The organism is Streptomyces venezuelae (assembly GCF_008642355.1).
GTDB lineage: Bacteria > Actinomycetota > Actinomycetes > Streptomycetales > Streptomycetaceae > Streptomyces > Streptomyces venezuelae_B.
This window is the reverse complement of the sequence record NZ_CP029193.1, coordinates 769,876-782,412: the sequence shown is the minus strand read 5'-3', so window position 1 is coordinate 782,412 and position 12,537 is coordinate 769,876. Positions and strand designations below refer to the sequence as shown.

Here is a 12,537-nt window from a genome sequence, read left to right as displayed (position 1 = left end):
GCTGAGCAGCGATGCGATGACCCTGGAGAGGCGGCTCAGAACACGCGCCGGAAGCGGAGTTCCGTGAGGGTGACCTCGTCATAGACGTCGTCCTGCGTGGCGCTGTCCGCTTCGTAGCCCGACCGTTCGTAGAACTGTTGGGCTCGTCGGTTGTCGGCGAGGACCCACAACACCGACCCTCCGAAGCCCCGGGCCTTCATCTGCGCATGCGCCTCCTCCAGGAGCTTGCCGCCGATGCCCTGGCCGGTCAGGTCGGGGGAGACGTACAGGGCGTACACCTCGCCCAGGCTGTACACCTCGCCCAAGGCGTACGCCTCACTCCGGCACGGTCCGAAGCAGACCCATCCCACCGCGTCGCCCCGGTCGTCGATCGCCACCAAGTCCCGGGAGGTCCGGCCGGGGTGGGAGAGCATCCGCCGTCGTTGTGCCGCGTCGTCCTCGATGGTCAGCGCGCCCAGGTAGGTCCGGGGAACGATGCCCGCGTACGCCGCCCGCCACCCCCGGACACGTATCGCCGAGACGGCCCCGACGTCAGCCTCATCCATCTCTCGTACGTGAACCATCGCGTCAGCGTAATGCCGCGAACGCCGCGCTACCGAAGTGTTTTTGGGGTCGCCGCTTGCGGTGTGGGTCGGTCAGGAGTGGTGGTGCCGGGGTACCGGAACCCGCGGGCGACGGCGAACCGGATCAACCGCATCGCCTCGCAGCCGGCCCATGCCCTCACAGCCTGCGCGCACCTGCGGCGGCGGCGCCTCGAACGCGCGGTCGGAGTTGGTGCGAGCGGCGGACTGCCGACCCGGGGAGCGGGTGTTCGCCAAGCCGGTGCCGGCCCTGTACGGGCTGTGGACGCTTCGTGGTCTCACGCCCGACGAACGGAGACCGAAGGACTCGGCGTAGAGCCGGGAGTCAGACCGCCTCCGCCCTGATCCTCCGCGCCATCAGGCCTCCCGCCCCCGCCAACACCGCCGTCAGCGTGAACGTCGCCATGAGCGCCGCCGCCACCGACGAACCGTGCGCGTCCGACAGAGCCACCGCCGCGCCCCCGAGACCGCTGAGCACCGCGACCGCCAGCGTCTGCGCGAGCTGCATCGCGCCGCTCGCCTCGCCCTGCCGGTCGGCGGGAGCCTGTTCCATCGTGTCGGTGGTGGCCGCGTTGAAGGCGATGCCCATGCCCGCACCACCGATCGCCCACCCCGCCACAGCCGTCAACGAAGGTGTCGCGTCGACCAGGATGCCCAGCGCCATCACCACGATGCCGACGAGCAGCACCGCGAACCCCGCCCCGATCGGCACCGCCCTCGACCGCCCGCTCCAGCGGACGTCGGCTCGGCCCTGCCAGGCCGCGCCCAGCACCCACGCGATCGCGCCCGCCGACAGTCCGAGCCCCGCCTCCGTCGCGCTCATCCCCCGTAGCTCGACCAGGCCGAGCGGCAGGAACGCCTCGCTCCCGAAGTACGCGCCGCAGAGCAGGAACCGCAGGACGACACCCGTCGGCACACCCCGTCGCGCCCTGAGCGTGCCGGCCGGAGTGACCGAGCGCAGCGCCACGAGGGCCGCGCCGCCACCGGCCAGAACCAGCAGGGCCAGTAGAACGGGCCGGCGCAGTTCGAGACCGGCCAGGAGAACACCCGTGCCCGCGGCGAGCAGCACGCTGCGCGCCACCGGCGTGGACCACCACGGTCCGGCATCCGCCGCGGGCACCCGTTCGGGCCCCCCGAGACGACGCAGCGGCGGCAGCGCGAGCGCGGCTGCCAGAGCCACCAGCGGCAGCAGGAGCACGAACACGCCCCGCCACGACACGTGGTCGGAGATGAGCGCGGCGATCGTCGGGCCGATCAGCGAGGGAACGGTCCAGCCGCCCGACACGAGCGCGAACATCCGGGCGCGAAGCCGCTGCGGATAGGCCAGGGCGATCGCGGTGTACGCGAGTGCCATGACGGCGCCGACTCCCAGCCCTTGCAGGAAGCGGCCGGTGAGGAACAGCGGCCAGTTCGGCGCCGACCCGGCCAGCGCGCAGCCGACGGCGAACACGGCGAGTCCGAGGGCCAGCGGGCGTGCGGGGCCGTGCCTGTCGGCGGCGCGGCTCGCGGCGACGGTGCCGATGAGGTTGGCGAGCATGAGCGCGGACAGGCCCCAGCCGTACGCGCCGAGGCCGCCGAGCTTGCCGGCGATCTCGGGCAGGACGGTGGCCACGCCCATCGACTCGAAGGCGACCAGGCCGACCGAGAGGACGATGCCCCAGGTCAGCGCGGCATAGGGAGCGCATAAGGCACTTTCGTTGGCGACATCCGCGGTGTCTGTGGTGTTCCTGGCGTCCGCGGCGGACGTGGTGTGCGTGGCCTCCACCGAAGATGTATCACCCGCCGCCTTCGGCTCCTGCTCGGGCACGGCGACCCCTCCTTTACGTTTCGATCCGGATCGGAACGAAACGACATGCTACCTATACTCGCCCCCATGGCAACACCCGACCCCGCGCAGGCCCGCCCCGCCGGGCGCCCTCGCGACACCCGGCTCGACGAGGCGATCCTGACGGCGACTCAGGAGCTGCTCGAGGAGACGGGCTACCCCGGCCTGACGATGGAGGCGGTGGCCCGGCGGGCCGGTACGACCAAGCCCGCCATCCGGCGCCGTTGGCCGTCGAGGCAGCGTCTCGTCATCGCCGCGCTGGCCGACACGATGGGGACCGCGCCCACACCGGACACGGGGTGCACGCACTGCGACCTGATCCAGGGCATCGACACGCTCAGCCGCGCCTTCGGGGGGAGCCTCGGGCGGCGTACGCTGCCCGCCCTCACGGCCGAACTCGCCGACGATCCCGCACTGGACCGCGTCTTCACCGAGACGATCTTCCATCCCAGGAGGGCCACCACGGAGGCCGCCCTACGGCGTGGCGTCGAGCGCGGCGACATCAGGCCCGACGCCGACATCGACCTGCTTCTCGACATGCTCGGCGCCCCGACCTACCACCGGGTCCTCTTCGGCCACCTGCCCGTGACGGACACCCTCGCCCATGACGTCGTGATGACCGTCATGGGCGGGGCGGCGACACCGAGTTGGCGCGAGCACTACCAGCTCCACCACGAAACGGCGCAGGACCTCAGGGCGCCTCGTGGCCGGGCGGGTCGAGGAGCGCCGCGCTGAGCGTCGGCGCCGGTGACAGGGTCGCGCTGAGCTTCGTGACACGCAGCATGCGCAGGGTCAGCCGGTGCGAACAGACGATGCGCAGGTGGCCGCCTCGCGCCGTCACCCTCCGGTGGGCCCGCATGAGGAGGGAAAGCCCGGAACAGTCGATGAACGTGATCCGGCTCAGGTCGATGACCACGACGGACTCGGGGCCCGTGGTCACGGCGTCCATCAGCGCCACGGTGCGGTGGTAGGCCACCAGGTCGATCTCTCCGTGGAGTTCGATCACTATCGCGTGGTCGAGTCCATACACCCGTGGAGGCTGATCGAAGTCCTCACGCGTGTGTGTCTTCAGTTCGTGCTGCCGCATTCATCCCCCCAGCGCCGGCGCCGACATACCCCTGGAGGAGCGTGGCGCAACGGGAGTGCCAGTTACGAGAGGCGCCCGGGGACTGGGGGGCCTGCCGGGAAAACGCTAGCGGGGGTGGATGCGCCCCGAGGTGCGGGAACGATTCACGGAAGGGCAGCGCCACTCCTTGGGGTGAAGTTGCGGCGTTCTCCTTGACGGTGGGGTGTGAAGCGACACGTGAGGGCCGTGGGTGGCCTCCCCTTCCATCAGGGCCGGGTTTCCATGGCAGGGTGTTGCGGGCAAGCCACAGGGGGCCAACAGAAGAGGGGGAACCGTGATCGTCTGGATCAATGGTGCGTTCGGCGCGGGGAAGACGAGCGCCGCACGGGAACTGATCGAGCTGATCCCGAACAGCACGCTCTTCGACCCCGAGGTCATCGGCGGCACCCTGCCCCACCTCCTGCCGCCCAAGCGCCTCGACGAGGTGAACGACTATCAGGACCTGCCGATCTGGCGACGTCTGGTCATCGACACCGCGGCCGCGATGCACGCCGAGGTCGGCGGCGTCCTCGTGGTGCCGATGACGCTGCTGCGACAGGAGTACCGCGACGAGATCTTCGGCGGTCTCGCGGCGCGCAGGATCAGTGTGCACCACGTTCTGCTCGCCCCCGACGAAACGATCCTGCGCGAGCGGATATCCGGTCGGCCCGTGCCGCCGGAGCCCGACGGCGACCTCCGGGTGCGCCAGTGGGCCTTCGACCACGTCGAGCCTTACCGCGCGGCCCGCGCCGAATGGATCGACGGCGACGCCCACGTCGTCGACACCAGCGTCCTCACACCCTTCGAGACCGCCGAACGCGTCGCCGAAGCCGTCCGCAGCGGCGCCGCGCCCGTCTGCGACATCGTGCAGACACCGGAGCCCACCGCCGAGACCCTCGCCGCCGGGGTGCTGCTCTTCGATGAACAGGACAGAGTGCTGCTGGTCGACCCCACGTACAAGCCCGGCTGGGAGTTCCCCGGCGGTGTCGTCGAGCCCGGCGAGGCGCCCGCGCGCGCGGGAGTGCGCGAGGTCGCGGAGGAGACCGGCATCCAGCTCACCGGCACGCCGCCCCTGCTGGTCGCCGACTGGGAGCCGCCGAACCCGCCCGGCTACGGGGGGATGCGCTTCCTCTTCGACGGCGGGCGGCTCGACAGCGGCGCGGTCAGCATGCTCCTGCCGGGGCCCGAACTCCGCGACTGGCGCTTCGTCACCGAACAGGAAGCGGCCGACCTGCTGCCCGCCGTGCGCTACGAACGACTGCGCTGGGCGCTCCGCGCACGGGAACGCGGCGCCACGCTCTACCTGGAGGCAGGGGTCCCCATCCGCGGATAGCGGATAGCCGTCAGCCGTCAGCGGCGGCGCGCAGCACTGTGCCGAGCACAAGAAGGAGCCCCGTCCGAGGACGAGGCTCCTGGGCTGCCGGCCAGAGGCCGGCCCGGCGGATCGCGCTCAGTTCGCCGCGTACTTCTGGAGGAACAGCGCCTCGGCCACCGAGAGCCGCTCCAGTTCCTCGGGTGACACGCTCTCGTTGACCGCGTGGATCTGCGCCTCCGGCTCGCTCAGGCCGATCAGCAGGATCTCCGCACGCGGGTACAGCGCCGAGAGGGTGTTGCAGAGCGGGATCGAGCCGCCCTGGCCCGCGTACTGCATCTCCTCGCCGGGGTAGGCCTCGCCCATCGCCTCGGCCATCGCCGCGTACGCCGGGCTCGTCGTGTCCGCGCGGAACGGCTGGCCCTGCCCGATCTGCTCCGTCCGCACCCGAGCACCCCACGGCGTGTGCGATTCCAGGTGCGCCTGGAGCAGCTTCGTCGCCTCGGCCGCGTCCACGCCCGGCGGCACCCGCAGGCTGATCAGGGCCCGCGCGGCCGCCTGCACCGACGGCGTCGCGCCGACGACCGGCGGGCAGTCGATGCCGAGGACGGTGACGGCGGGTCGCGCCCAGATGCGGTCGGCGACCGTGCCCTCGCCGATCAGTTCCACACCGTCGAGGACCTTCGCGTCCCTGCGGAAGTCGCTCTCCTCGTACTGCAGCCCGTCCCAGACGGCGTCGCTCGTCAGACCGTCGACCGTCGTCGAACCGTCCTCGGCGCGCAGCGAGTCCAGGGCGCGCACCAGCGCGGCGAGCGCGTCCGGGGCGGCGCCGCCGAACTGGCCGGAGTGCAGGTTCCCTTCGAGGGTGTCGACACTGACGCGTACGAGCGTCATGCCGCGCAGCGTCGACGTCACCGTCGGCAGGCCGACGCGGAAGTTGCCCGCGTCACCGATGACGATGGTGTCGGCCGCCAGGAGGCCGGGGTGCTCCTCCGCGTACCGCTCCAGGCCGCCCGTGCCCTGCTCCTCGGAGCCTTCCGCGATCACCTTCACGTTCACCGGGATGCCGCCGTTCGCCTTGAGGGCGCGCAGCGCGAGCAGGTGCATGATGACGCCGCCCTTGCAGTCGGCGCTGCCCCGGCCGTACCAGCGGCCGTCGCGCTCCGTCAGCTCGAACGGCGGCGTCGCCCACGCGGCCTCGTCGAGCGGCGGCTGGACGTCATAGTGCGCGTAGAGGAGGACCGTCGGCGCGCCCTCGGGGCCCGGCAGGAAGCCGTACACCGACTGTGTGCCGTCCGGGGTGTCGAGCAGTGCCACGTCCTGGAAGCCCTCGGCACGCAGCGCGTCCGCCACCCAGCCGGCGGCGGCCTCGCTCTCGCTCCTCGGGAACTGGTCGAAGTCCGCCACCGACTTGAAGGCCACCAGTTCGGTGAGCTCCGCCTTCGCCCTCGGCATGAGTGAGGCGACGGTCTCGGCGATCGGATTCGGCGACATGGGCACGCTCCTCGTGGGTGCGACGTTGTACGTGTGAGTACATGTGATCCTCCCACAGGAGGGACCCGGGAGGGTCCGCCGTAGGATGCCGGGGGAAAGCGCGGCCAACAGCGGGATCAGGAGCGGTAGACCAACGTGAGCAGCGAGAACTCAGCGGACGACACCCGGCACGTGTGGGACGTCGTCGTGGTCGGAGCCGGCCCTGCGGGGGCCTCGGCGGCCTATGCGGCGGCGGTCGCGGGACGTACCGTCCTCCTCCTGGAGAAGGCCGACATCCCTCGGTACAAGACGTGTGGCGGCGGCATCATCGGCCCCTCGCGCGACTCCCTGCCGCCCGGCTTCGAGCTGCCGTTGCGCGACCGGGTGCACGCGGTGACGTTCACCCTCGACGGCAAGTTCAGCCGCACCCGCCGCTCACGGCAGATGCTGTTCGGGCTGATCAACCGCCCCGAGTTCGACCAGCAGCTCGTCGAGCACGCGCAGAAGGCGGGCGCCGAGCTGCGTACGGGTGTCACCGTCGCGCGCGTGGAGCAGCACGGCTCCGAGGTGCCCGACCGGCGGACCGTCGCCGTGGTGCTGCAGGGCGGCGAGACCGTCCTGGCCCGCGCCGTGGTCGGCGCGGACGGCAGCGCGAGCCGCATAGGCGCGCACGTCGGCGTGAAGCTCGACCAGGTCGACCTCGGTCTGGAGGCCGAGATCCCGGTGCCCGAGACCGTCGCCGAGGACTGGGCGGGGCGGGTCCTCATCGACTGGGGCCCCATGCCGGGCAGTTACGGGTGGGTGTTCCCCAAGGGCGACACCCTCACCGTGGGTGTCATCTCCGCGCGTGGCGAAGGTGCGGCCACCAAGCGGTATTTGGAGGACTTCATCGCCCGGCTCGGCCTCGCGGGCTTCGAGCCCAGCATCTCCTCCGGGCACCTGACGCGCTGCCGCGCCGACGACTCGCCGCTCTCCCGCGGCCGCGTCCTCGTCTGCGGCGACGCGGCGGGTCTCCTGGAGCCGTGGACCCGCGAGGGCATCTCCTTCGCGCTGCGCTCCGGGCGGCTCGCGGGGGAGTGGGCGGTGCGGATCGCCGAGGCGCACGACGCGGTCGACGCGCGCCGCCAGGCCCTGAACTACGCCTTCGCCATCAAGGCCGGGCTCGGCGTGGAGATGAGCGTCGGCCGCCGCATGCTCAAGGCCTTCGAGCGCCGCCCCGGCATGCTGCACACGGCGATCACGGGCTTCCGCCCCGCGTGGAACGCGTTCGCGAGGATCACCCGCGGCTCGACGACGCTGGGCGAGCTGGTGCGTACGCATCCGATGGTGGGGCGAGTTCTGCAGGCGCGGGGCGAGAAGGAAGACCGCTAGCGGCGCCCGTCGTCGCCTTCCCGGCGTCGGTCAACTGGCACCGGTTCCCCTCGTACGTGTACGTCTTGCCGACGTACAGGTCTATTCCACGCGCACCACGAAGTAGCCGCACGGGTCAGGAGTGGCCTGCGGGGCACCCCGGGGAACGGGCGCTCTTCTCGCACTGGTCTCCGCGGCCTGCTGCGGCATCGTCGACTTCACGGGCGGCCTGCTGTCGAGACGGATCCACTTCACCGTGGTGACGTTCCTCGGGCAGTTCGGCGGCCCGCTCCTCGCCCCGGGAGTCGCTCTCGCGGCGACTGTGCCCGTGGATTCGGTCCGGGCCGTCGACTTCGCCTGGGCCGTGCCGCGGTGGTCCTCCTGCTGCTGCCGAACGCGTGCCGGTACGTGACAGCGTTCCGTCAGCCCCTCAGGCTGTCGGGCCTCGCGGTACTGATCGGGGCGGGAGCGGCGCTCGGTCGCATCCTCCACCTGCGGGCGGCCCAGCAGCAGATGCCGTCCATCGCCGTCGTCCTGGCCTCGCTGCACCCGCCGTCCCGACCGTCCTCGGCGTCGCGGCGCCGGGCGAGAGGGTCACGCGCGCGCAGACGACCGGCCTGGTGGGAGCGGTCGTGGCCGTCGTCCTGCTCATCCTGGGCTGACGGCCCCGCAACCTCGGGGCGCGCCGCTCCTACTCCCGGCGGAGTACGTGTGATCACCTCGCCCGTCGGACGCCCGCGCCGCCCGCCCCGGTCTAGCGTGACCGGCATGGACGAGCAGCGCGAAGGCAGGCCGGGCGGTCCGCTCCCTAGGTGGGGCGGACCGCCCTGGTGGAATTCCGGGGGCGGCGCCGAAGGGACGAGCGGCCCCGGAGCCTCGGCGGCGCGTCGGCTGCCCTGGGCGACCACCGCCGCGCTCACCGTCTTCGTCCAGGTCGGGTCGCGTTTTGCCGAGCGCGGGCAGCTCGAACGGCAGCCCCTCGACACCTTCGCGCGGGTACTGCTGTTCCTGGCCACGGCGGTGCTCCTGTTCCGCCACCGGCACCCCGTGCCGGTCGTGTACGCCACCGCGGCACTCACCCTCGTCTACGTCGCCGCCGGGTTCCCCTACGGCCCGGTCTTCCTCGCCGTCGCCGTGGGCTGCTTCGCCGCGATCGTCGCGGGGCACCGGCGGGCGGCCTGGGGAGCGGTCGGCGGGCTGTGGGCGGGGCACCTGCTGATCGCCCACTGGCTCTACCCGTGGCTGCCGCCCGGCGACGACGGCGCCCGCCCGTGGAGCGAGGAACTGGCCGTCGCCGTCTGGGTCGTGGCGATCGTCGCCGTCTCCGAACTCGCCCGCGTACGCCGTGAACAGTGGGCGAAGGAACGGGCCGAGCGCGCGCGGGCCGCGCAGCGGCGGGCGGACGAGGAGCGGCTGCGGATGGCACGCGAGCTGCACGACGTCCTCGCGCACAGCATCTCCGTGATCCACGTGCAGGCGGGCGTCGGCCTCGCGCTGCTCGACTCCGACCCGGAGCAGGCCCGCACCGCTCTGACCACCATCAAGGCCGCCAGCAAGGAGGCGCTGGGCGAGGTGCGGCAGGTCCTCGGCACCCTGCGCACCCCCGGGGACGCGCCGCGCGCCCCGGCTCCCGGACTCGACCGGCTCCCCGAACTCGTCGAGCAGGCCGGAAGCGCGGGCCTCACCGTCGAAGTCACCACGGAGGGGCCGCTGTTGCAGCCCGCACCCGGCACGGACCTCGCCGCGTTCCGGATCGTCCAGGAAGCGCTGACCAACGTCGTACGCCACTCCGGTTCACGTCACGCACGCGTGCTGGTGCGCCACGAAGCGGCGTCCCTCACCCTGCGGATCGACGACGACGGACCCGCCACCGGAACCGACGCCGGCGGCAGCGGCAACGGACTCGCCGGAATGCGGGAGCGCGCCGCCGCCCTAGGTGGCACGATCGAGGCGGGCCCGCGCCCGGAAGGCGGCTTCCGCGTGACCGCCGTACTGCCCCGGGCGGTGGACGAGGATCCCCGGGCCCGCACCGCACCTCGGGAGGACCAGTGATCCGCGTACTGCTCGCCGACGACCAGTCGTTGGTCAGAGCGGGTTTCAAGGCGCTGCTCGACGCACAGGACGACATCGGCGTCGTCGGGGAGGCCGCGGACGGCGACGAGGCGGTGCGGAAGGTGCGGGAGCTGCGCCCCGACGTCGTCCTGATGGACATCCGCATGCCCGTTCTCGACGGACTCGCCGCCACCCGCGCGATCACCGGAGAGCCCGGCCTGGGCGACGTGAAGGTGGTCATGCTCACCACCTTCGAGCTGGACGAGTACGTCTTCGAGGCGATCCGCTCGGGGGCGTCGGGCTTCCTGGTCAAGGACACCGAACCGGACGAACTGCTGCGGGCCGTGAGGGCGGTGGTCGAGGGGGACGCGCTGCTGTCACCGGGTGTGACGCGCCGCCTCATCGCCGAGTTCGCGGCGCGTTCCAAGGAGCCCGCGACCGCCGGCAGCCTCGCGGGCCTGACCGAACGGGAGCGGGAAGTGATGGCGCTGGTCGGCATCGGCCTCTCCAACGGGGAGATCGCGCGCCGTCTGGTCGTCAGTCCACTCACGGCCAAGACCCATGTCAGCAGGACCATGGTGAAGCTCAACGCCCGGGACCGCGCCCAACTCGTCGTCCTGGCCTACGAGTCGGGTCTCGTCCGCCCGGGCTGGCTGGGCTGAACCGGCTCGTCGTGCCGCCGCGACGCCCGTCCGTGGCGCAGGAGGACGGCGGCGAGGACCGTGAAGAAGACGACGGACCCGGCGATCACGCCGGCCCGGACCAGCGTGCCCTCGCCGGGTGAGCGCACGCCGAAGAAGAGCGCCGGTGACGCCACCGCGAGCAGCGTGCCTCCGGCGAGGAACGCCGCCACGAACAGCGCGTAGGCGATCTCGACCGTGTCCGCGTCGCGCTGCGCCTGCGTCCGTCGCCCCATCCTCCGAGTGTGCGGTGCGCGCTCCCCGCGGGCAATGACCCGGCCGCACACGGGGAGAGGCGCGGATGCCGTGCGTGCCGCCGGGAAGGCCCCCTCCGGTGGCGGGCCGCATGAAGCGTGCATACAACGGGATACACGCTCACGTGCGGGGCGAGGGTGTCCCGCTGAAATGGAGAGACGACATGGCCGCTGAGTCATTCTCCGCCGCAGGGGAAACATCCGGGACCGGCGAACCGCTGGTGTCCACGTCGGTCCATTGGGGCACCGCGCAGCTCGGCGTCCCGACCCGCGTGGACCCCGCCCCCTGGCAGCACCCGGCAGGCCACACCACCGACCAGGCCGTCCCCGCACGGGAAAGGGCCGCGGACGTCGCCGAGGGCGTTCCCCCCGAGCGGGCCCGGCCCGTCGACGCCACCGAGGACAGGCCCCGGGATCCGGCGGCGCCCGAGGCCGAGGACGATGCCGTGGACGAGCTCATACGCGTCGCGGTGGTGTCGAGGCCACTGGACGACGTGGTCGACCTGGTGACCCTCCTGGAGCAGTCACCCGACGGCATGCCGACCGCCGCCTCCGTACTCCGTCTGGCGGCCGTGGCCCGTTCCGTCGACGACGTCACCCGGCTGGTGGAGCTCCTCGGCCCGCCGAAGCACCCCGCCGACCACATGGACGAGGCCATCCGGCACGCCGCCGAGGAACGGCCCATCCCCGAGGTGAGCCGACTCGTGCACATCCTCTCCCGTCCGCCGCACGACCCGCACAGCGGCGCCGAGGTGGTGCACGCGGCGGGTACGACCAGGTCGGTCGAGGACCTGATGCAGCTGATCGGCAGCCTGCGGGAGCAGAAGGAGACCGGTGGCGCCCCAGGTGCCGCGGGCGCACCTGCCGCCGACAGTGCCGCGGGCGGCACCCCGGGCACCAGCGCCCCCCAGGGCATCGCCGGCACCGACGCCGGGAACACGACCGCCACTCCGTCCGCTCCGAACGCCTCCGACGCCCCGGCCGCGCAGGTGCGGACCCGGACCTCATTGGTGTGGCTGCGTCGCGTGGCGGGTGTGCTGCTCCTGCTCTGCGCGGCGGCCCACTTCCCGCTGACCTGGTCGGGGGCGCCCACCGTCGGCCTCGCCGTCGCGCTCGGGGTCTCCGTCATCTGCGCCGTGACGGGCGCGGCACTGTGTCTGAGCGGCTCGCCGTTCGTGGCCGTGGCGGGCACCCTGGTGGCCGGTGCGCTGACCGTCGCCCATCTGGTGGACGACCGGCTCGATTCGAAGGCGCTCGCCTTCGTCCTGCGGCCGGAACGGGTGACGGCGCCGCTGCCCACCCTGTCCGCGGCGATCGCGACACTCGCCTCGCTGCTGGTCGTGGCGCTCACGATCGCCGCACTCAGGGCCGCGGCCGGGCGGGACCGCACCTGACCACTTTGAATGCGTATGCATTTAATGCTGGTGCAATGAACGCTCGGAACTCTGCTACCGTGCGGTTCCATGGCGGCGAAAACGGCCGAGCAGGGGCTCGACGAGCGCGAGCAGGGGCTCGTGCAGCAATGGCGCGGCATCCTCGCGGTGCATGCGCGCACCCTGTGCGAGCTCGACCGGGAGCTGCACCCGCACGGTCTGGGCGCGAGCGACTTCGAGGTCCTCGACGTGCTGGCCGAGGGTTCCTCGGACGACGGTGGATGTACGTTCCGCGTGCAGGAGATCTCCGCGCAGGTCCACCTGAGCCAGAGCGCGCTCTCCCGTCTCATCGGGCGCCTCGAGAAGGACGGCCTCGTGGAGCGCGGGATGTGCAGCGAGGACCGTCGCGGCGTACGCGTCTCCCTCACCGACAAGGGTCGCGCACTGCACCAGGAGGTGCGGCCGCTGCAGCGGGCCGTCCTCGGGCGGATGCTCGGCAGTTCCGCGATCTGACGCCCGTCCGGGCCGACGG

13 protein-coding genes are annotated in these 12,537 nt (G+C 72.3%); 7 read left to right on the top strand and 6 right to left on the bottom strand.

Features of this window, described 5'->3' with window-relative positions; all coding sequences use genetic code 11:
- Positions 1–35: 35 nt before the first annotated feature.
- Positions 36–563, bottom strand: coding sequence for a GNAT family N-acetyltransferase (locus DEJ47_RS03390; RefSeq protein ID WP_150164783.1), 528 nt, complete (start codon positions 561–563; stop codon positions 36–38).
- Between the two features lie 343 nt (positions 564–906).
- Positions 907–2,388: an MFS transporter gene (locus DEJ47_RS03385; protein ID WP_223828217.1), complete on the bottom strand. Its 1,482-nt coding sequence runs from the start codon at positions 2,386–2,388 to the stop codon at positions 907–909.
- Between the two features lie 66 nt (positions 2,389–2,454).
- Here DEJ47_RS03385 and DEJ47_RS03380 point away from each other — a divergent pair, with 66 nt between their 5' ends.
- Positions 2,455–3,141: a TetR/AcrR family transcriptional regulator gene (locus DEJ47_RS03380; RefSeq protein WP_223828216.1), complete on the top strand. Its 687-nt coding sequence runs from the start codon at positions 2,455–2,457 to the stop codon at positions 3,139–3,141.
- Here the strand turns inward: DEJ47_RS03380 and DEJ47_RS03375 are convergent.
- A complete protein-coding gene (locus DEJ47_RS03375; RefSeq protein WP_223828215.1) occupies positions 3,098–3,436 on the bottom strand; it encodes an STAS domain-containing protein in 339 nt (112 codons plus the stop codon). The two genes, DEJ47_RS03380 and DEJ47_RS03375, sit on opposite strands and share 44 nt — an antisense overlap.
- 370 nt (positions 3,437–3,806) lie before the next feature.
- Here DEJ47_RS03375 and DEJ47_RS03370 point away from each other — a divergent pair, with 370 nt between their 5' ends.
- Positions 3,807–4,844 (top strand): NUDIX hydrolase, encoded by a 1,038-nt coding sequence (locus DEJ47_RS03370; protein ID WP_150164777.1) that lies wholly within the window; start codon positions 3,807–3,809, stop codon positions 4,842–4,844.
- Positions 4,845–4,961: 117 nt separating this feature from the next.
- On the opposite strand, the gene DEJ47_RS03365 is transcribed toward DEJ47_RS03370, so the two are convergent.
- Complete coding sequence (locus tag DEJ47_RS03365; RefSeq protein WP_150164775.1) at positions 4,962–6,317, bottom strand: dipeptidase; 1,356 nt, start codon at positions 6,315–6,317, stop codon at positions 4,962–4,964.
- Positions 6,318–6,452: 135 nt separating this feature from the next.
- Between DEJ47_RS03365 and DEJ47_RS03360 the strand changes: the two genes are divergently transcribed.
- Positions 6,453–7,667, top strand: coding sequence for a geranylgeranyl reductase family protein (locus tag DEJ47_RS03360; protein ID WP_150164773.1), 1,215 nt, complete (start codon positions 6,453–6,455; stop codon positions 7,665–7,667).
- A gap of 81 nt (positions 7,668–7,748) precedes the next feature.
- Here DEJ47_RS03360 and DEJ47_RS03355 read toward each other — a convergent pair whose 3' ends face one another.
- Positions 7,749–8,195 carry a hypothetical protein gene (locus DEJ47_RS03355; RefSeq protein ID WP_150164771.1) on the bottom strand — a complete coding sequence of 149 codons (447 nt, stop codon included), beginning with the start codon at positions 8,193–8,195 and terminating at the stop codon, positions 7,749–7,751.
- Positions 8,196–8,414: 219 nt separating this feature from the next.
- Between DEJ47_RS03355 and DEJ47_RS03350 the strand changes: the two genes are divergently transcribed.
- Together DEJ47_RS03350 and DEJ47_RS03345 are read left to right on the top strand one after the other, a co-directional pair.
- Positions 8,415–9,698: a sensor histidine kinase gene (locus DEJ47_RS03350; protein WP_150164769.1), complete on the top strand. Its 1,284-nt coding sequence runs from the start codon at positions 8,415–8,417 to the stop codon at positions 9,696–9,698.
- Positions 9,695–10,360, top strand: a complete 666-nt coding sequence (locus tag DEJ47_RS03345) for a response regulator (RefSeq protein WP_150164767.1) — start codon at positions 9,695–9,697, stop codon at positions 10,358–10,360. The genes DEJ47_RS03350 and DEJ47_RS03345 overlap by 4 nt, the downstream gene beginning before the upstream one ends.
- Here the strand turns inward: DEJ47_RS03345 and DEJ47_RS03340 are convergent.
- Positions 10,321–10,614, bottom strand: coding sequence for a DUF6332 family protein (locus DEJ47_RS03340; protein WP_150164765.1), 294 nt, complete (start codon positions 10,612–10,614; stop codon positions 10,321–10,323). The two genes, DEJ47_RS03345 and DEJ47_RS03340, sit on opposite strands and share 40 nt — an antisense overlap.
- A 182-nt stretch (positions 10,615–10,796) precedes the next feature.
- On the opposite strand from DEJ47_RS03340, the gene DEJ47_RS03335 reads away from it, so the two are divergent.
- Together DEJ47_RS03335 and DEJ47_RS03330 are read left to right on the top strand one after the other, a co-directional pair.
- Positions 10,797–12,026 carry a cytochrome d ubiquinol oxidase subunit II gene (locus DEJ47_RS03335; RefSeq protein WP_150164763.1) on the top strand — a complete coding sequence of 410 codons (1,230 nt, stop codon included), beginning with the start codon at positions 10,797–10,799 and terminating at the stop codon, positions 12,024–12,026.
- A gap of 69 nt (positions 12,027–12,095) precedes the next feature.
- Positions 12,096–12,518 (top strand): MarR family winged helix-turn-helix transcriptional regulator, encoded by a 423-nt coding sequence (locus DEJ47_RS03330; protein WP_150164761.1) that lies wholly within the window; start codon positions 12,096–12,098, stop codon positions 12,516–12,518.
- Positions 12,519–12,537 lie beyond the last annotated feature (19 nt).